This is a genomic window from Dictyobacter sp. Z7_2 (assembly GCF_057551105.1).
Window position 1 is genome coordinate 4,137,575 of sequence record NZ_BAAJPE010000002.1, and the last position, 19,295, is coordinate 4,156,869.

The window sequence follows — 19,295 nt, forward strand, 5'->3', positions numbered from 1 at the left end:
GAACTGCTTTGATGCGTAGGGGATATGGAATGGGGGCATCTGGCGGTAAAAATTTAGTTCCGGGCACTCTCTAATGTTTTTTCAACGATCTGCTGCATTTGTGAGGGCGTGTTCGAGCTCAGTGCATCAAAATCTTCCTGGCTCATTTTTTCTTTGATACGCGCAATTTGTGCTTGTATTTTGTGCTCATGATTATCTTCTATATCTTGATCATTGCTTTGTGCCAGCATGAAAAAGGGGAGGGCGATTGTGTATTGCTGCTGTGCAAAATATAAGAGACCGATCTCGCATAAGATGGTTCCCGCTTCCCAATGGTTGTTGATGCTTGTGTATCTACTCAACGCTTTTTCATAGCATTGGAGGGCCAGATCGTTTTTCCCCATCAGAATGTAGGTTCTGCCCAGATTCTTGAGGATGCGACCGTCGCGCCAACTATGTTCAATCTTATCGAGAACGTGGAGCGCCTGTGTAAAATATGTCTGTGCCTTATCTATTTGTTTCAGATTCGCATAGGTCTTGCCCAGATCGGTCAACGCTCTGACTTCTCCGCGCCGGTTGCTCACCTCGCGGCGGATGCGTAGCGCCTGTTCGAGGGCTGATATCGCTAGTTGTTCCTGTCCCAAATCTACATAGACTCGGCCCAGATCGTTGAGGGCAGTCCCTTCGCTGCTCAGATCGCCGACTTCTCTGAGGATCTCCAGGGCTTGTTCAAGATACTCCAGCGCTTTTTTGTGATCTCCCAATCGATTGCTGACCCGACCCTGGTTGCAGAGCATAATCCCGACGCCATTGCGGTCTCCCACTTCTTTTAAGACCTCCAGGGCCTGCGTGTAATATTTTTGCGCTAAGAGAGTATGTCCCATATCGGCGTGGACGCGCCCTAGATACCCATAGGTTGATCCTTCACCGGGCTGATCATGGCCGTTTTTGCAAATCTCGAGTGCCTGCTCGAAGTATGCCAGTGATTGCTCAAGGCTTCCGCGATCATAGTAGAGCCATCCTAGATTGGTAAAGCATCTGCCTTCACCATCCAGGTTGTCGATGTGCCGGAATAGATCCAGGGCTTGCTCAAGATACGTCAGGGCTTTTTCGCTTTTTCCTAGCGTGTTGTAGATGCGGCCCAGATTGTTGCGAGCCCATCCCTCCTCGAACGGAAGTGAGATCTCCTGGCATATCTGCAAGGTTCGATCGTAGTAGTGCATAGCTTGCTCAACCTGCCCCAATATCCAGCAGACGTCACCCAGATTGTTGCAGAGGTCCGCGCACTGTAAGCTGATCGAGGACCATTGAGTGGATTGCAACAACGTTTGACAGATCTCTAGCTGCGTGGCGTTCCTGCCCCAGCGCTTCAGGGTAGGGAAAATCTGTTCAGTTTTTATCAGATCGTAGGCCGCTTGCCATTCTCTCGCCTGGCAATGATGCCAGATCGCTTCCAGGAACGGATGGATGTCGTTCACATCTCGTCGCTTCTCCAGGCTCGGGGATGTCCTCGCAGCCTGACGTAGATAGTAGATGGCTGCTTTTTTATGTGCTTCGAGCAGGATCTGCTGATTGGTCTGATCATCCCCCTCGTCAAAGTGGTTTTGTGCATAGCTGGCAACCATTGTATGCAGTTGATAACAACCGTTTCCTGTCGCCTGCAGTAAGTGTTGTCCCAGAATGGCGTACAGCGCGTTTTGGATGGCCGATGTTCTGCTCTCCATCTCCAGAATCGTGCAGGCGGCTTCTATGTGTACGGGCTCGCGATAGACGGCAAAGCTGCTGAGCAGGCGGCGTTGGATCTGGTTGAGCTGCTGCTGATAGATGTTGTCGAGCAGGTTGCGGGCGATGTCTCCCTCCCAGAGTTGGGTATAGGTATCATCGAGGAAGAGCGTGTGTAAGGTGAGGTTGTGGTTGCGGGTGAGCAGTGCCAGCAGGATGAGGGCAAAGGCATGACCATTGCAATAGGCGACGGCTTTGCGTAACTCTTCATCCGTTCCCTGCACCTCCTGGCGACGGAGTAGTTGCATACCCTCATCGATAGTTAATCCCGCCACGCGATACTCTTGCATGTGGATCGATGGGTATTCGCGTGTGCCCCTGGGCCAGGGACGGCTCGTGAGTAGGATACGGCAGCGGCATTGTTGACTGTTAATCGCATCGAGCCATTCACCAATGCCTGGACGGCTCGCCAACGTGTGACCTGTCTGCCAGTCCAGCAAATTCTCAAACTGATCCAATACAATCAAGCGCGGTTGACTGATCGTGTTGAGCATGTTGAAGAGACGCGTCGCTTGCTCTTGTGGGAACATATTGTTAAAGTCAGGCAGAGGTATCTCGACGAGTTCAAAGAGCGTTCCAAACAGGTCGACCATGGTCATTGCCGGATCAACTCTGAGCCAGATCGCTGGAGCCGCGAATGGTCCCGCCGCGAGACGGCGTTGCGCTTCGGCATAGTGATAGACCAGCGCGGCGAGCGTCGATTTTCCAATCCCACCAATCCCGGTGAGCACAAGCGCAGTTGTATCCTCCTGGATAACGCGCTCGTAGATATCTCTGACTTCCTGCTGACGCTGTTGAATAACTCTGGCGTTGGTTGGTGGAGGAAGTCCCGCCATACTTCGATAGTTGGTCGCTGGCGGCGCTAGCAGTGTGCCAGTGATAGAAGGGGCGATTAATGCGCCAGTGAGCGGTGTAGACAACAGGTCTGTGTTGATTTTGACAAAGACGGGCGTTGTGGCCGGATCGGGAGGGGCTGTCCTGGCTTTCTCATGCTCTGCGTTGAGCGATGGCAAGATAGCTACAATAATACCAATCACTGTGGAACTGACCGAGAGCGCTGTGGCCCAATAGCTGGGGATACTTCCCAGGCTGCTGAGAATCCAGATGATGATGATGGCCAGAGCGATAAAGATAATTGTAGTAATCAGGATATATTTTTGATTTCTGTTTTTCCTATGCGATGATGTCTGATGAACCTCGGGGCGTGGCTGTGGCTCTTCTAGCATCCCATTTGCCTCACAATCGGAAGATTGTTACGTGTGAAAGGTGAGCACTGAAATGGATGCAATGTCGTATCTGGCTTGGCCTGACAACGTATATCTATTTGCATAACTCTTTAGCTTATGGCAGCTTACAATTGCTAGTGAAGAATCATCTAATTATAAAGTAATCTCATACATTTATAACATGTGGTAATTGGATCGTCAAGATAGAAAAGGAAAACGGAGCAGGATTGTCTTGCTGCAAAAAAAAGAAGCGTACTCGTAGCGTCGCACGCTCGCGTGCGATGTCCCACTCAACGTACGATCAGACAGGCCACCGTGGCGCGCCGAGACCCAACGATCTCGTACGAGTCACAGGGACATCGCACGCGAGCGTGCGACGCTACTACTCTGTCAAAAGTCATCACGCCGATGCGGTATCGGTGATGTGTGTCCCAAAACAGCTCCGGAAGGCGATGGAGTGAGAGGCTCACCGACGTAGCGGCGCGGCTCCGCCGTGCTGTCTGTGACTCGTACGACCACGCTCCCCATAGGGTTCCATTGCGTGATCTTTCCACCGTAGATCGTCTCGTCTGCGTTGCTTTCAGATGCGCATGGGACGTGTTCGTGCGTCGAGTGACAGCACGGCGGAGCCGCGCCGCTACGTCGGCGAGCCTGAGTGCCTGGTTCAAGGAGCCATCCTCCTTTGCCACGCAACGTCCTTCTGTGTCTTGACTGAGTACTACACTGCCTGACAGCTTTCTGCCGACCTCCCAGGGGAAAACGTTCCTCTGTAAAGACCATGGAGCTACGTTGGTATGCTTTTGCCCGCAGCGCAAAAGCGTATTTCTCCCTATCTGAAATGTATTACCTGACTCAGTCCTTGATCCTATATCCAGGTGTGTTATCTTAGATGCTGGCGATGGCGGTTTCTTGCGCGTTGACGCTGCCCACATAGGCGCATTCTTTATAGAGAGAACATTCCGAGCATTTTGGCCTTTGTGCATGGCAGATGAGTCGTCCATGTGTGATCAGGTTGACGTGCAGCGGATAGACCCATTTGGCAGGAGTTACGCGGGCGAAGAGCACATGCGCCTGATTGACGTTTACTCTGGGACCAATCAAGCCGAGACGCTGCGCCGTACGAAAGACGTGTGTATCCAGCGGGAGCACCGGCTGATCCAGATTGAACATCAAGACGCAGGCAGCGGTCTTTGGTCCCACACCCGGGATGCGTTGCAGATACTTCCAGCCCTCCTCGGGAGAGAGCTTCGCCAGCTCGTCGGAGAGATAGTCGCCGAGATCCTTTGATCCGCCTTGTGCCTGCTGTTGCTCTGTCAGAGTGGCGAGAGCGTCCTGGATGCGCGGCGCTTTGATGTTGGCAAGTCCACCCGAGCGGATCGCGTCGGCGACCTGATCGGTCGGAGCATCACGAACCTTGTCCCAGGTATCGAAGGTGGCGCGGAGTTTGCGATAGGCTCGCCCCGAATTGATGTCAGAGGTGTGTTGCGAGAGGATCGTCCCGACGAGGCCGCCCAGCGGATCATAGTCAGGCTCGTTGACCGGCTCGCCATAAATTTCGATAAGTTTTTCGTAAACCAGCGCTAAGTGCAGCGTTGGCGTAATGGATGTTGTCAATGCTCTGCCCCTATCAAAATAGTTTGTGGTAAGCACTTATTTTAGCGTTGTACCCTTGTATATGCAAGCAATGCGAGGTCACTGACACGGAAGCCTGATAGATTGGACAAGCCATAGACAAAACGTGAGCCATAGACACACGATTGTACTGGTTCACAACCAGTGCAGCAATCCACCCTTAGCGTGTCACGCCTTCTACAATTTCCTCCTGTTTATATAGCTGTTCGAGTTTGATGGCGGTTTCCTCATTAGCTGGAAGATAGACTACTACTTTCAATCCTGGAGAGCCATCGATCTGAAAAGTGCCATGGTCGAGTTCAAGCAAACCTGCTTGAGGATGAAGAAGTTTCTTCTGTCCATCCTGCCTCCCTAACACCTCATGACGCGGCCACCAGCATGCAAACTCTGGACTGCAATGCTGCAAATCTGTAATCAGTGCACCTAACTGTTCATCGTCGCGATATTGGCTGCTACTTGCACGGAACTGTGCCAGGAGCCGTTGTGCCATTGCTTCCCAACCCACAAGATGGTGGCGAGATTTCTCATCGGTGAAAATGATACGCACAATATTGCGCTTCTCTACTGGCAGTGCCGCAAAGTTTGCAATAACCTGGCAAGCCGCACGATTCCAAGCCAGCACATCCCACCTCCGCCCCATAACATAGGCAGGGTTGCTTCCCTGGCAATCAAGAAACTTTTGTATAAAAGGACTGATGCGTTCCTGCTGCGGCACAGGATGCTGAAGTGATACCTGACCGGCCAGAAGAAACAGATGCGCTTTCTCTTCTGTGGAAAGCCGTAAGGTTCGTGCCAGACTGTCGAGCACCTGGACAGAGGCATTGATGTCTCTTCCCTGCTCCAGCCAGGTATACCAGGTAACCCCGACCCCGGCAAGCAGTGCCACTTCTTCTCGTCTCAATCCAATCGCCTTGCGGCGCGCTGAGCCCGGCAATCCCACATCGATTGGTGACAGTCTGGCCCTGCGCGTGCGTAAAAAGTTTGCCAGTTCACCACGTGGCTCGTTGTTCTTCACCATTTTATACTCCTTCACTGGTGGTGACAATACTAGTATCGACACGCTCTGGTAGTATCCCAGAACCTGTGGCATGCTCATATCAGGTTTAGCATGCTCGCATGAGAGCCTCAATGTCAAGTCGTAAATACAGAAAGGATATAAGTCATGAAAGCCGCAATATTCAAAACCATTGGTCAACCTCTCACCATTGAGGATATCCCTGAACCAGTACCGGGTGCAGGCGAAGTACTGGTTCGTGTACTCGCAGCTCCAGTTCTGCCCTATACCCAGGAAGTCTTCACCGGACAAAGGCACTATCCCCTCTTGCTACCACTCGCTCCGGGTTGTGGAGCTATCGGGATCGTAGAAAAAACCGGCCCCGATGCTACTCGACTCAAGTCTGGTCAGCTCGTTCTCTGCGATCCTACCATACGGTCACGCGATGACGTCCTCTCCCCAGATGTCATGCTACAAGGGTGGATCGCTCCTGGCGAGGGAGCACAGATACTTCAGTCACACTTCAGGCATGGTTCATTTGCCGAAAAAATGCTCTTACCCCTTGAGAATGCTTACTCTCTCGACCAGATACGTTCTATTGATGCAGCCAAACTTTTAGCGTTGGAATTGTTGTTAGTTCCCTATGGCGGACTCTTAGCTGCGGGCTTCCAGGCGGGGCAGGTTATCATGGTGAATGGAGCAACCGGTCACTTTGGCAGTGCAGCAGTGGCCGTCGCTGTGGCGATGGGCGCGGCTCGTGTTGTTGCTCTTGGTCGCAATGAGCGAGCCCTCAAGGCTCTTGTAGATCAATTTGGCCCACGTGTCCGCCCTGTGCTACTCGCCAAAGAAGATGATACCAGTAAAAACGAATACTCCAGAGAAGCTGCCGAAGGCTCTTCCAGCATATATTCGGCCTATTCATTGTCTGAAAACGAAGCGACGAACCGCAAGCGCTTCATAGAAGCTGCTGAAGGGCCAATCGATTGTCTGCTCGATATACTGGGACCCATCCATGATTCCGCCCCAACCCGCCGTGGGATCATGTCTGTACGCTCTGGAGGAACAGCCATTTTGATGGGAGGAGTGCAAGCAGATCTGGATATCCCTTATAATTACGTGATGCGCAACAATCTGGTGATTCGCGGGCAATGGATGTGTCCAAGACACGCACCTGTGCAGCTTATTGAGTTGATTCATAGTGGCCTGCTTAGCCTTGAACCATTCTCCGCCACTACCTTTCCGCTTGAACAGGTAAATCAAGCGGTCCAATATGCTTCTAATCACGGAGGCCCTTTCCAATTAACGGCGCTCACGCCTTCCAGTTTTTAAAGGTCAGTAGGTCACGACAGTCTGCCTTGCAGATACTTCCAGCCCTCCTCCGGGGAGAGCTTTGCCAACTCGCTGGAGAGATAGTCACTGAGATCCTTATTTGCCTTTACTTGTTAAGACGTATTATGATGCTAATCTGGGGTGGGCTACCTTGATGGGTTACAATACTATAAAGTAGTTGTGCATGTAAAGGAAGGTGTAGTGAATAAAACTGATCGTTTGTTAGCCATCGTCCTGGAACTGCAAGGGAAGGGGCGGCAAAGGGCGGAGGATCTGGCTAAGACATTTGAAACGAGCAAGCGTACTATCTATCGTGACATCCTGGCGTTATGTGAGGCAGGCGTGCCGATTATGTCCGTGCCAGGTCAGGGTTATTCGCTCATGAAAGGCTATTTTTTGCCTCCTCTGAGTTTTACTACCGAGGAGGCGACGATGTTGCTTCTGGGTAGTGGTTTTATGGCACAAAATTTTGATGCTCAGTATCGTGCGGCGGCCGAGTCGGCCAGCCGCAAAATTGAGGGCGTCCTTCCAGAGACTTTGCGCGATGATGTGCAGTATCTCCGCAGCAATATTCGCTTTATTAAAACGATTGTCCCCCCCGATTCTAAGGAGCATGAGACGCTGCAACAGTTACGTCGAGCTCTGATCGATCGTAATACGATCCGCTTTTGTTATCATGCGCGCCATCCTGGCAATGAGCCGAGCGATGCTCAAATCCGTGAGGCTGATCCCTATGGCCTGGCGTATTTGTTGAATAGCTGGCATCTGATTGCCTACTGCCATCTGCGCCAGGCTATTCGCCACTTTCGTCTTGATCGTATTGAGGATCTTGAACTCTTATCACGAACTTTTCTCCGTCCGGCTAATCCCCCGCTTGTGCAGAGCCAGAGCGATCCGTTGAGGAATATTCCCGTGCGCGTGCTATTTGATCGGGAGATATCTCGCTGGGTGCGCGAGGGACGCACTTACTACGTTACCTCGGAAGAGGAGACTCCCGAGGGTCTGTTAGTGACACTGATGGTCCGGCATACAGGAGATATTATACAATGGCTCCTGAGCTGGGGGAGCCATGCCAGGATCTTAGAACCAGCTTCGCTAAGAGTGCGTCTGGCCGAAGAAGCGCGTGCAATGCTCCAGAATTATCAGCCTGAGAACAGTCTCAAAATTTGAAAACGCTGCTGACATACTGTTGTCACAACCATACACTACACTACTGGTATAGATAAACGTGCGATGGTGCTTTACTACATAACGAGCATTGTCCTAGCTTGAGAGAGGGATTTAATTTTATGTCTACTATGCCAGTTCTCGACTTTGTAATCTTCTACGTTACCGACCTCGATGAGTCTTTGAAATACTTTACGGAGAAGCTGGGATTTAAGGCCAACCCGGAGCAGAGCGGACCAGTTTTTCGTGCCCTGACAGGTAATGAGGAAAAAATCAGCTTTGGCTTGAATGTGGTGGGCGAGAATACTCCGCCTGCCGGTACCGTAGAGTTGTACTTTAAGACACAAGATCTTGAAGGACTTCATACAGAGCTTACCGCAAAAGGAGCGGGCACGACCTCAATTGTGAAATTGCCCTTTGGCTCGATCTTCGGCGTGCAAACGCCCGACAGGCATGCGCTGGTGATGTTACAGTAGCCCGTACAATAAAGGCCATCGCGCCTTTATTGTACGGGCTACGAGCATCCAAAATATGTCAGGGAGGCGATTGGGTGGCACGTCCATCGACGTAGCGGTGTCGGCTTGGCCTGTCTTTTACCCAATACCTTTCTCGGGCAGTAGCAGAACAGAAATGCAAGCGATGGGATAACAATTTTGCATCTTTTATATGAATATAACGCAAATGTAGCACGGGGGTTTTACGCCCCTGTGAGGTCCCATAGCGTCAAAGGCCCTCCATGGATCATATTGCCAGGGAGGCGCTGGGAGCCGAACATGGGGACATGAGCGGCATGGGAACCTCACAGGGGCATAAAATCCCTATGCTACATTTGTGGATTTTACAGGCAAAAGGGGAAATTTGATATTCACTGGCGCTACGTCGGTGGGCTTGGACGCCTGGTGTAAGAGGTCATTCTTTATGTCCGGGCGAGGGTGCAATGATCCTTGACAGTAGCTTGTGGCGTAGCTCATGTAGCTGAGGCAGTGAGCTACGCAAAATGAACTGTACGGCCCAGCCCAGCGTGGTCAGATGCATGGCTTGCAGATCAATTTCGCCGCTCCAAGCCTGATCGTTAAAGGTGATGAAGTCTTGCAACACGACCTCGATATTTTCGTTTGCGTCGAGCTCTTGTTGCTGCGATGGTGTGACATCTAAGGCGAGAAAGGACCAGACGATATTGTTCTGGTTGGCGGCATTTGGATAGCTCGATCCTAATTGAAAGAAAATGTCCCCATTATAGCCAGTCTCCTCGCGCAACTCGCGCTGTATCGCCTCCAGAGGAGTACCATCTTTGCTCTCGACGCCGCCGCCGGGTAGGCCCAGCATCACTTTTTTGATGCCATGGCGATATTCTCGGGCCAGGACGATCTGTCCGCTGGTCGTGATGGCTACGACGTTGACCCAGGTGGAGCTCTCTATGACGTGATAGGGATCGATGATCAGACCTTCCTGTGTCCTGCATTGATCCGAACGTACCTTCAGCCAGGGATCGCTTACGATGACGGTACTCTTAAGTACGTCCCACGGAGTTATTTTGTTCTTCATATATTCATTATACCTTTGCTATTTATCTTTGCTAGCAATATGAGGGGCATAATCATTGTATGTCACGCTCGGCTTTCATGGCGCGTAGGCGACGCGTGAATTGTGGCAAGTGGTACATGGGTCTGTGCGTATGAAAGATCTGATTAAGTAGCGTTGTGGATAGCTCTGGCAGATCATGATCTGCCATCAGTTCGATGCGAAGATTGGGGAAGATGGGTTGTTCGTGCTCATCCTGTAGCACGCGCGAGAGCGCGAGCAACTGTCCACTGAGACGCTGGGGGGTGCTGAAAAGGCGTCCCAATAATTTATTGTACGTGATAGCAAAGGAGTTGCGTTCGGTTTCCAGATAGATGAGTAAGCTTTCGATCTCATCCGCGAACAAAAATTGGAGCTGATCGACAATCGTATCGCAGAGAGCGGTATCCAGAGCCTGCTCGATCCAGGCAGTGGACGTGCTATAGTTTTGCAAGACTCCTTCAATCAGCATGCGTTGGAACAGGTTGATCGCCTGAGCGGTTCCTAGTTGCCGATAGATGCGGATAATATCAAAGATATCCCAGGCAGTTTCAAAGGCATCTCGAAAAGCTGCTGATCCATCAAGCCATTCGATCGTGTAACGGCCAGATGGTTTCGTGCCAATTGAAAGGTATTTATCCCAATAAATGGCTTGTTCGTTTTGCTCGTCGCTGCTAAGTGCCGGGCTGAGATGGCTGATTTTCCGGAGCGCTTTGTACAGCACAATACTTTGCTCGTCATTGCGCTGTCCGCGTGTTGGCGGCAGGATCTCGATAAAGGAGAAGCGGCGCTTGAGCGCTTCGCTGATCTGGTTGAGATAGTGACGATCAAAGCTGTTGAGTGTCCCAATGACACGGAAATCCTGCGGGATCGGCAATTCGGCGCTACCATCTTCTATACCGATGCGTAGGACATCGTGACCTCCCAGAGTTGTCAAGGCATCGCCTAGAGCCAGATCTATCGGCGCACGATTGAACTCGTCGATTACTAACCACTGTCCCTTAAATGTCTGGATGCTGCTGCGATTTAGCGTGCTGGATGCTTTGATGCGTGTCCGTTGGAGTGCGACATGACTCCATCTAGCTGGATCTTCTCCCTGAAATGACCAGTTCTTGAGGATGGCCGATGTGAGATGACCATATTGGATTTTATAGTTGATCGTGCCATTTATGCCCTGTGGCGCGATGCCACTGATCAATGTTCGTGGAGTCCAGTCGTCTGTGGCGGTTACCAGACGCGTCGTATAGGCCGTCTCAGCCGTGAGCTCTTGCATTGTGTCTATATCGGAGGTACCTGCTGCTACCTCCGATCCCACCTGGCTTTGCCAGAGTATTTCTGGCAGGATGCGCGCCAGTTCGGTTTTGCCGGTTCCCGGAGGTCCTGTCAAGATGACGTGTCCGGCCAGCAATGCGTGGTAGATACGCCTGATGGTCTTTTCGTTGACGAGAATGTGGCGCTGAACTTCATGGATGAGTTGTGTCAAAAGTGGCTCTGGCGTGGCGTTGAGACGCTCGTTGTCGATCTGAAGTGATATCTCAGAAGCTGATTGGCTTGAAGCTTTCCAGGCGTTCTCGACTTCTTCGGTTGAAGCTGAAGCTTTCTGAGGCGATTTCGCCAGGATGTCAGTATTATCTGTTTCCTTGATAAGCATACTTGAAGATAAGGAGAATAAATCTTTCATACAATGCACGTCCAATCTAGATCTTTTGTTCACGTGTTTATAGAGGTGAGAGGTAGTGAGAGAGCACTATTGTTCCATTGTTTAGCTTAATGAGCTTTTACTGCCTGGCTTGTGAAAGAAGGTCAGATTGTCGCGCTCGGCGATGGTGAGGAGTAACGATGGCTGTAGGTGATGGATCTCTTCGTCGACAATCAGGATGGGTAGACCCTCGTCTTTGGATCTGGTTCGTGCAAACTGGCACTGTTCTTCTTGATCGCCACAGTAGATAAAAGTGCGCTCATATCCTTTTTCGTCGATTTCAACCAGAATGTCTCTGACGGGATCTATTGCGTGTCCGCACCAGGGACAATGTGTCAGTTGGCGAGGATTTCCCCTTCCATCGAGATAGAAGTGACTATTGGGATCGAGTGGAGATGCCTGTCTTGCCCATAATCCCAGCCGGAAAGGAGCCTGGCCCCATAGTGTCGTGGCTGGACGACGGATGGCTTCGCAGGCACAGATCAAGGCTGCGAAGCTCTGGAAATGTTGAGGCGTGAGCAATTGTGGCGTATAACGCATGACGACAGCTACTCCAGATGCGCTGGTGCCTCCCGCAAAATTTTCTTGCAGGCGGCGGACGATCATTGTATAGGCGGCTAGGGCCAGATAGGCATCGATTTTACTTTCCAGGCTTAAGGGATAGCGCAGTTCTGCACTGTTGCTCTGTATAGAACCGTGCTCGTGAGTTTTTAGGCCGGTCAGGATGGGTAGGTTCTGCAAGATAAAGGCAAGCTGAAAGGGTTGCCATCTACGGTTAGCGGGATGATCCAGGTCATGAATGCTACGCTGACCATGCCGGAGCCTCTCTTCGGCGACGCTGGTGTGGATGCGTTGCAGCCACATAGCTCGATTCATGAATATGAATGCTTGTGCCGCAGTGGAATCTCCTCCCAGCAGGTCGATGCCCGCCTGGGTGCGTTGACGCTCCTCTTGAGATTGTTGGATGGCTTGATGGGTTACCTCAGCAGAACTTTGTTGAGCATAGATCTGGACGATGTAGGCGTTGATTAATGGCGTAAGCAGATTTTTCAGTTCTCCTGGAGCAGTTATGGCTAATTGACGCATATCCAGGCAGGCATCGGTGAGGAAGGCCGCTTCGGAGATGCTATCTGGGTCAGGCTCTGTGGGCAGGTTCTGTGACTCTTTGGGCGCAAGCAGGCCTACCAGAAAATGCTTTTGCAAGTAATCATCTTCCATCGTATCAATGTTGCCGGTGGTTGTGAGCCCGGGAGGAGAAGCGGCGACCGCCATGGCTTCCAGTATGTCATGCAGTGCGGATGGAGATAATCCGGTCCCAATCTTTTTTGGTCCCTTCGGCTGAGCAGCTTTGGATCTGGATGAAGCAATTTTTACTGCCGCGATTTTTTCAGTTTTTTCACTCTGATCGGGTACTGGCATCACTGGCAAGACCATTTTCTCTTCGCTTTCTGGGAAGATCCTGAAGATCGTCTTGTTTATATCCTCATTATCCAAATCACCACCTTCAGGCAGCCAGATCTCTGGCTTGACCAAAACTTTTCTCTTTGAGAGTGGTGGTAATTTCCTGGTTTTCTGCTTCATTTGTAGCTCAAGCATATCAAAAGTAATCGCGATAACAGGCTGAAGCGATTCAGGAACAGTATCGACTCCGAGGCTGTCATAGTGCTCGGCTAAATTAAGATCTTTGAGTAAACTCTCAAGTTGTCCCGGCTGGATAGAGGCAGCGACATCGTGCCAGTCAAGACAGATCTCGCCTGCACGCAGGCGCTGATTGAGTTGTATGAGCTCATTGGATGAGGGTAGATGCTTAGGTAGACGTATGGTTTGCACGGATACTGCTCTCCTGTTCCTTCGACTTGCTATGCAGATGGCCTGGCTCTCTAAAAAATATATCACCCCATCATTATAAATGCTTTGGGGGTATTTCTGCACGCTTGGAGGGATGAAAATTGTTAAATGTTTCGTTTCAGGTCCCAATAGGTATCATCGAAGCCCTGGAGAAGTGATGTGCTGGTGTTATGCGGGATGATTACTAGCAGGGCGCGCATGGCTCGTGTCATCCCGACAAAGAGCGTTCGTTGCTCGCGGGCAAGAAACTCATCGATCTCCTCTTGCGAGGCATCCGCAGGGATGGGCGGATAGTTGCTGTTGACAAAACCAGCGAGCGCGACGATGGGGAATTCGAGTCCTTTGGACGATTGCAGCGTGAGCACTTTGATGCCTGAGCGAGAGAGATCAAGGTCTCGCCCGCTCATATACGTGGCCTCGACGCCTCGCTGCTTGAGCGTACTGGCAAGCGAACGCCCAATGTTGTCGCCGGGACAGAGAATGGCACAGGAGCCCAGGCTCAGGTGTAAGGTATGGCAGGCTTGTTTGAAGAAGCTGATCAGCAGTTGGATCTCGTTTTTGCTGCTGTTGACCGCCAGGACATCGGGACGTTGACCGTGATTGATGTAGCGACGTTCGCTCTCTACCGCCTCCAGTCCGGCATGACGTAGATATGAATGTGCCGCTTCTCCGATCTCCCTGGTCGACCGGTAGTTGGCACGTAGGATATTGGTATGGCCGCGAAAGTTGAGATCATGATGGATATCTGACCAGGTGAAGCCGCTACTGTAAATAGATTGGTTGGCGTCAGCGGTGATAAAGAGCCGGTTGGGAGCTTTACAGATCTGGATGAGCATCCTCAAGGCACTGGGATCGAGATCCTGAGCCTCGTCGATGATCACTGCGTCGAACGATTGGTAAAGGGGACTCTGTTTCGTCAAGATTTCTGCTCGCGTGCGGCGTTGCTGCCAGGTTTCTTTGTTGGCGGCATGTAATAACTGAAGCCAGCGCTGATAGATCTGCCAGATGGCTGCACGCTGAGTTGCATTTAAGCGCAATTGGCGTCCATGGCGTGGTGTTTTTTGATACTCCTCTAACGTGCTGATCTGGCGGCTAATAATCACAAAGTTACATTCATGCAATAAATAATCCAGGGTCATGCGCTCAATCGTCTGCATCTTGAGGCGACGTTCCAGCAATGTTCCCTCAAAATTTGTCGCTGTGATGGCTTGCCGCAAGTATTGATGCGCTTCTTGATTGGTATTGATGAGGGTTGGATTTCTCACCTGACCAAAGTGGTCGAGAATCGTGTAGGCCATACTATCAGCTGTACTGACCTGGACATACTCTGCTCTGGGACCCAGGAACTGCTGGAGTTGTTGCTGTGAAGATTTAATTAAAGCGTTCGTGTAGGTGGTGAAAAGTATCCTGGGCTGGCTTTGACCAGATTGGAGCAGCTGATCAAGGATCGAGCGTACGCGATAGAGTGCTACGGTACTCTTCCCTGTGCCGGGACCTCCTTTGACCAGGTTTGGGCCGCTGGTGCGCAATGACCATGTCGCATATTGCTCCTGTTCAGGCGACAGCAGAAGCAGAAAGTTCAAGAGATCTCCCTCTTTGTAGCGCAACAGATCGTTGGCGTCGTTGAGGACCAGATCTGGCTGCTGAATCGCTTCGCTCAGCGAGGGGGGATAGAGATAATCGATGAGGCGTGAAAGCGTCTTTTGATCGATGCCCTCGCAATTGAGCAAGCTATCCTCATCGACGATACTGAGTAGGTGCGAATGATATTCTTCAGTCACCCTTAGCTTGTTAAGTAGCTCGACTGTGATCGGCTCCGGCAATGCTGACTCTTGTTTGGATGTCTCGCAGGGGCCTCCCGTGGACCATGTTGACCATGTTGACCATGTTGAATCCTTTGTATCGGTTTCATCGAAGTTGATATCTAGATCGCTTAACTCATCTGTATCCAGATCGTCGTCATTGGTAACGAGATGCTTCTCATAGATATCCTCTTTGCGGATCGCAATTTTATAAATCGAGACCGTCTTCTGACTAAATGTATAAATAATGCGATATCGTCCGGAGCGCGCACGGTAGAGCCTCCCTGGCAGGTGGAGCAGCTGTTTCTTTGTCTTGCCGTCTGGTAGAGGATCTTGTTGCAACTGTGCCACCTTTTTGAGGATATTTTGCATATCTTTGAGGGGCAGTTTGCTGATATCGTCCAGCACAGTGGGCTTGATCAACGATTGTCGTTGTGTATTCATCAGAGGAAAAGCCCTTTCTACGGAGTCCGAATAGGACTGGAGATTTAGGAAGACGCCTGGTGCATTTAATCGTCTGCTTGCTTCTCGATGGGTTTGATGATTAGTATACCGTTTCATTCAGCAAAATGCTAGATAAAAATATCTATTGGGTATGCTTCATTTTTTTTGCAGTCGAACGCTTGCGTACGATGTCCCAGTTTCTCGTAAGAGACAGCAGCATCTCGTCACGCCGCGCTGGGGGCCTGATCGTACGTCGAGTGGAACATCGCACGCAAGCGTTCGACGCTACGGTGTCCTCGCTTCGCTCGACACAAAAGCGTTTTTAAGCAAGGGCAGGAGTTTTATGATAGGTATAATTACTCACATAATCTGATCAAGAGGCGTTTTGCTGCCTTTCAGCCAGAGCGTGCGGAATTCATCTTCGTCGAGGTGTTGACGGGCGATGGCGATGGCTTGCCTGTAGTCATGACGATAGGTGGGTGGCATGGGGGCGACGATGGCGGACCGTGTGGCGGCGGCCGCCCCCCACATCTGGACTGCCTGCCTGACATCTCCGTGGGTGGCCTGATAGTTCCCGTAGGCTTCCAGGAAGGTGGCCGCAGGTTCTCTCTCTCCCAGCTCTTTGAGCAATTTTGCGCTCTGCTGGAAAAGCTCTTGTGCAGTTTTATGATCATCTCGGTTGGCGGTCAGTTCTGCCAGCACGAGCGATGCTTCGGCGATGCCGAAACGCTCATTCATCCCCTTGAAGATGGTGAGGCTTTCTTCGATGAGATCATATGCTTCATCGATATATTTTGGGTCGGTGGACAGGATCTGGCTGAGCAGCGTGAGGGCATATCCCATGATGCGCCGATTGCCTGTTGCACGTAAGAGGGTAAGGCTTTGCTCCGCAAGCGAGCGAGCTTTAACTGGATCTGTCTGTGCGAGGAAATGGGTGCGTGCGATGTGAAAGAGTGGATATGCGCTGCTGTATTGCTCTCCCGCTGCTTTGTTGCTTGCCAAAACCTCTTCCAGGAGGGCGAGCGCCTGGGGATAATTGCATTGGACGATGGCGATCTGTGCCAGGGCGTTCTGGACCGATGAGACTTTCTGGGTTTCGTTGTACTCCAGGTAGATAGCCAGAGCCTCTTCGAGCAAGCGGCGTGCTACTTTGTAGTTGTTTTTGACGAGTGCGAGATTTCCTTGTAAGCGTAGGATGTTGGCCATGGCTGGTTTGTTGCCGTTGTTGCGGAAGAGGATCTGGCTTTCCCGTAGGAACGTTTCGGCCTGAAGCTGATCATCCAGCATGAGTGCCAGAAAGCCAGCCTGATGGAGTGCCTGTGCTTTGATCTCAGCGGAGACCTTCTGCTCACTTTGTAATGCCCGCTTCAGAACCGCCAGACCTTCATGCATATAGCCACGCGTTTCCCAGAATCTCATCAATGCAACGCAGAGACGTAGGGCTTGCTCTGTACGCTCTGGATTGGGATTTGTACTGTCTAGCAGCCATTCAAGCGCGATACGTATATTTTCATAGGCATGATCCAACTGATCAAAGCCGTGGATTAGCTCTGCGCCTGATAGGAGTGGCACGCTACGCTCTACCCAGTCCAGGAAATAGTCACTCTGAGCTGTGCGAGCTGCCGTATCTTCTCCCGCTGTGACGAGGCATTCGGCTCCATACTGGCGCAGGACGCGTAAGAGCCAGAAGTATCTACCATCTGACCCTCTATCATCGAGCTGCACCATGCTTTTATCGGCCAGCTCCTCGAGCACCTCATAGATCTCACCCTCTATTGGACTGACCGCCATGCATATCTGCTCAGCCGCCTCCAACGATATCGCGCCCGCGCACACTGTCAGCCGGCGGAAGACAGCTTGTTCCGCCGGCTCGAGTAGATCATAGCTCCAGGCGAGCGCTTTCCGTAAGGTGCGCTGACGTTCGGGGAGATCCTGTGCTTTCCCCGTGAGGACAATCATCCCTTGCTCCAGATGCGCCAGCAGGGCCGCAGGAGAGAAATGTCTGGAGCGTGCCGCGGCCAGCTCAATCGCCAGAGGCATTCCATCCAGGCGCTTGCAGATCTCCACAATATCGGCCCTGTTCGCCGTTGTCAGCTTAAAGTCCGGCGTCACCGCGTGGACTCTCTCCAAAAAGAGGGCGATGGACGCACAATGCAATAGCTCTTCTGTATCCTTTTCCTGTTTGTGTGTTGGGAGGGGGAGCGGTTGGACTTCAAAGATCCGCTCTCCTTGCAGATGCAGGATGATACGGCTGGTGACGAGGATTTTAAGCGTTGGACAACTCATCAACAGATCAGCTATGAGCAGGCGCGCTGGTAGCACCTGTTCGAAATTGTCCAATACGAGCAGCACAGATTGCTCTCGTAAGGCCTCTTTCACTTGTTTGGCCTGCGAGGAGCCTTTCTCTTCCTGGATACCCAATGCCTGAGCAATCGCGGCAATGACTCCTGCGTTATCTTTTAATTGTTCAAGCGCCACGAAGCAAATAGTATCGACAAAGAGATCGGTCAGCTCTGTGATTACCTGCAAGGTCAACCGTGTCTTGCCGACGCCAGCTGCTCCGATGAGCGTCAGCAGGCGCACCTCGGGACGGCGTAACAGCGTACAGATGGTACTGATCTCTTGCTCTCGTCCCACAAAGGAGGCCGTGGGCGAGGGGATGTTTCTCAATGGACGCTGCGAACTTAAGGTTGCGAGTGGTGGAAAGGTTGTCGGCAAGTCTGGAATGAGCAATTGAAACAGTCGATTGAGTCCAGAGATATCCTTGAGGCGATACTCGCCAAGGTCCAGAAGCTCGAAGGAGTTGGATTGCTCTGAAACAACAAGATCGTGGGTCGCCTGCGAGAGGAGCACCTGTCCACCATGTGCCGCACTCATGATCCGCGCCGCTTGATGGACATCCAGGCCGATATAGCCCTCCTCGGCGGGCTGTGGCTCGCCTGTATGCATCCCCATGCGTATCCGCACGCGTACCCCATCGGGCCAACTGGCTGTGAAGATGGCTTGTTGCGCTGTGACAGCCGCCGCCAAAGCATCCTCGGCACTCTCAAAGACCACAAAGAAGGCATCACCTTGAGTATCGACCTCATAACCGCTCCATTGCTGGAACGAGGTGCGTAGCAAGCGTCGGCACTCACGTAACAGATCGGCATAGCGGCTGCCAAGTTGGCGCACAAGGCGCGTTGATCCCTCGATGTCTGTGAAAAGTAATGTGAGTGTGCCTATCGGGAGCTGTTTCATCGTATGAACAAACCTCAACTACGATCAGATAGAAAATGTGTATATCTCTTCTCTATCTTAACTCTCTCGATGCTATCACACAAGTACCCAATAGTTCTCAGAGAGCGATACGTTTTCCCAGAAGAGGTCAAGACCACGGCGCTACGTCGGCTGGCGTTTGCGCCGTGGGCGAAAGGGTATTTCCCCGCTCAGGATTTGAAGAGATTGGGGTTGTTGAAGATCGCATTGACCATGATGATGGCAACGCAGACAACCGCATAGGGAATGATGCCGGGTACACCCAGTATTCCAAACATAATCGCGGTCAGTGGTACAAGTACGCATACGGAGACGATGGCCAGGGCCAGACGCATCCCCGCTAGAGGCGTCGAACTTTTGGTGTAGACTTTCCCCATTTGACCCTGTCCGAGGTTCATGTGTGGTGCCAGCGGATCGGCATAGGGATCATCATAAGGAGTATTCTGCGTAGGCGGCGTCTCGTAGGGTGGCCGATATTGTTGCTGCTGGCTATAGCTGGATGCACCTTCATATTTGCCATAATCAGGTGCTTGCTGTTCCTGTCTTGCATTGCTTGAATTCTGTGGCATCATGAA

At 51.6% G+C, this 19,295-nt stretch carries 13 protein-coding genes; 3 read left to right on the forward strand and 10 right to left on the reverse strand.

The genetic code is table 11. From position 1 onward, the window contains the following. Positions 1-53: 53 nt before the first annotated feature. From AC27N8_RS30830 to AC27N8_RS30845, 4 genes are all read right to left on the reverse strand, one after another. On the reverse strand, positions 54-2,987 hold the full coding sequence (locus tag AC27N8_RS30830) for a tetratricopeptide repeat protein (protein WP_487072715.1): 2,934 nt from the start codon (positions 2,985-2,987) through the stop codon (positions 54-56). 290 nt (positions 2,988-3,277) lie between these two features. After that, positions 3,278-3,676, reverse strand: coding sequence for a hypothetical protein (locus AC27N8_RS30835; RefSeq protein WP_487072717.1), 399 nt, complete (start codon positions 3,674-3,676; stop codon positions 3,278-3,280). Positions 3,677-3,872: 196 nt separating this feature from the next. Further along, a complete protein-coding gene (locus tag AC27N8_RS30840; RefSeq protein ID WP_487072719.1) occupies positions 3,873-4,601 on the reverse strand; it encodes an endonuclease III domain-containing protein in 729 nt (242 codons plus the stop codon). Between the two features lie 178 nt (positions 4,602-4,779). After that, a complete protein-coding gene (locus tag AC27N8_RS30845) occupies positions 4,780-5,637 on the reverse strand; it encodes a helix-turn-helix transcriptional regulator (RefSeq protein ID WP_487072721.1) in 858 nt (285 codons plus the stop codon). A 144-nt stretch (positions 5,638-5,781) separates the two neighbouring features. On the opposite strand from AC27N8_RS30845, the gene AC27N8_RS30850 reads away from it, so the two are divergent. From AC27N8_RS30850 to AC27N8_RS30860, 3 genes are all read left to right on the forward strand, one after another. Beyond that, entirely contained in the window at positions 5,782-6,942 is a 1,161-nt protein-coding gene (locus tag AC27N8_RS30850) for an alcohol dehydrogenase catalytic domain-containing protein (protein ID WP_487072723.1), read from the forward strand. 201 nt (positions 6,943-7,143) lie between these two features. After that, entirely contained in the window at positions 7,144-8,112 is a 969-nt protein-coding gene (locus AC27N8_RS30855; RefSeq protein WP_487072725.1) for a helix-turn-helix transcriptional regulator, read from the forward strand. A 119-nt stretch (positions 8,113-8,231) separates the two neighbouring features. Further along, entirely contained in the window at positions 8,232-8,585 is a 354-nt protein-coding gene (locus AC27N8_RS30860) for a VOC family protein (RefSeq protein ID WP_487072727.1), read from the forward strand. Between the two features lie 433 nt (positions 8,586-9,018). Here the strand turns inward: AC27N8_RS30860 and AC27N8_RS30865 are convergent, their stop codons facing one another. The 6 genes from AC27N8_RS30865 to AC27N8_RS30890 all read right to left on the reverse strand — a co-directional run bounded on the left by AC27N8_RS30865 (position 9,019) and on the right by AC27N8_RS30890 (position 19,292). Further along, on the reverse strand, positions 9,019-9,654 hold the full coding sequence (locus AC27N8_RS30865; RefSeq protein WP_487072729.1) for an NUDIX hydrolase: 636 nt from the start codon (positions 9,652-9,654) through the stop codon (positions 9,019-9,021). Between the two features lie 52 nt (positions 9,655-9,706). Further along, positions 9,707-11,350, reverse strand: coding sequence for an AAA family ATPase (locus AC27N8_RS30870; RefSeq protein WP_487072731.1), 1,644 nt, complete (start codon positions 11,348-11,350; stop codon positions 9,707-9,709). 81 nt (positions 11,351-11,431) lie between these two features. Next, on the reverse strand, positions 11,432-13,198 hold the full coding sequence (locus AC27N8_RS30875) for a hypothetical protein (protein ID WP_487072733.1): 1,767 nt from the start codon (positions 13,196-13,198) through the stop codon (positions 11,432-11,434). A 122-nt stretch (positions 13,199-13,320) separates the two neighbouring features. Then, positions 13,321-15,462, reverse strand: a complete 2,142-nt coding sequence (locus AC27N8_RS30880) for a UvrD-helicase domain-containing protein (RefSeq protein WP_487072735.1) — start codon at positions 15,460-15,462, stop codon at positions 13,321-13,323. Between the two features lie 360 nt (positions 15,463-15,822). Continuing rightward, complete coding sequence (locus tag AC27N8_RS30885) at positions 15,823-18,702, reverse strand: ATP-binding protein (RefSeq protein ID WP_487072737.1); 2,880 nt, start codon at positions 18,700-18,702, stop codon at positions 15,823-15,825. A 188-nt stretch (positions 18,703-18,890) separates the two neighbouring features. Further along, on the reverse strand, positions 18,891-19,292 hold the full coding sequence (locus AC27N8_RS30890) for a hypothetical protein (RefSeq protein ID WP_487072739.1): 402 nt from the start codon (positions 19,290-19,292) through the stop codon (positions 18,891-18,893). Positions 19,293-19,295: the final 3 nt, after the last annotated feature.

What these genes read in the sequence shown, in the direction of transcription:
- AC27N8_RS30870 (WP_487072731.1), bottom strand. Translation starts at nt 11,350, where the DNA reads ATGAAAGATTTATTCTCCTTATCTTCAAGTATGCTTATCAAGGAAACA.
- AC27N8_RS30865 (WP_487072729.1), bottom strand. Translation starts at nt 9,654, where the DNA reads ATGAAGAACAAAATAACTCCGTGGGACGTACTTAAGAGTACCGTCATC.
- AC27N8_RS30845 (WP_487072721.1), bottom strand. Translation starts at nt 5,637, where the DNA reads ATGGTGAAGAACAACGAGCCACGTGGTGAACTGGCAAACTTTTTACGC.
- AC27N8_RS30860 (WP_487072727.1), top strand. Translation starts at nt 8,232, where the DNA reads ATGTCTACTATGCCAGTTCTCGACTTTGTAATCTTCTACGTTACCGAC.
- AC27N8_RS30890 (WP_487072739.1), bottom strand. Translation starts at nt 19,292, where the DNA reads ATGATGCCACAGAATTCAAGCAATGCAAGACAGGAACAGCAAGCACCT.
- AC27N8_RS30880 (WP_487072735.1), bottom strand. Translation starts at nt 15,462, where the DNA reads ATGAATACACAACGACAATCGTTGATCAAGCCCACTGTGCTGGACGAT.
- AC27N8_RS30885 (WP_487072737.1), bottom strand. Translation starts at nt 18,702, where the DNA reads ATGAAACAGCTCCCGATAGGCACACTCACATTACTTTTCACAGACATC.
- AC27N8_RS30830 (WP_487072715.1), bottom strand. Translation starts at nt 2,987, where the DNA reads ATGCTAGAAGAGCCACAGCCACGCCCCGAGGTTCATCAGACATCATCG.
- AC27N8_RS30850 (WP_487072723.1), top strand. Translation starts at nt 5,782, where the DNA reads ATGAAAGCCGCAATATTCAAAACCATTGGTCAACCTCTCACCATTGAG.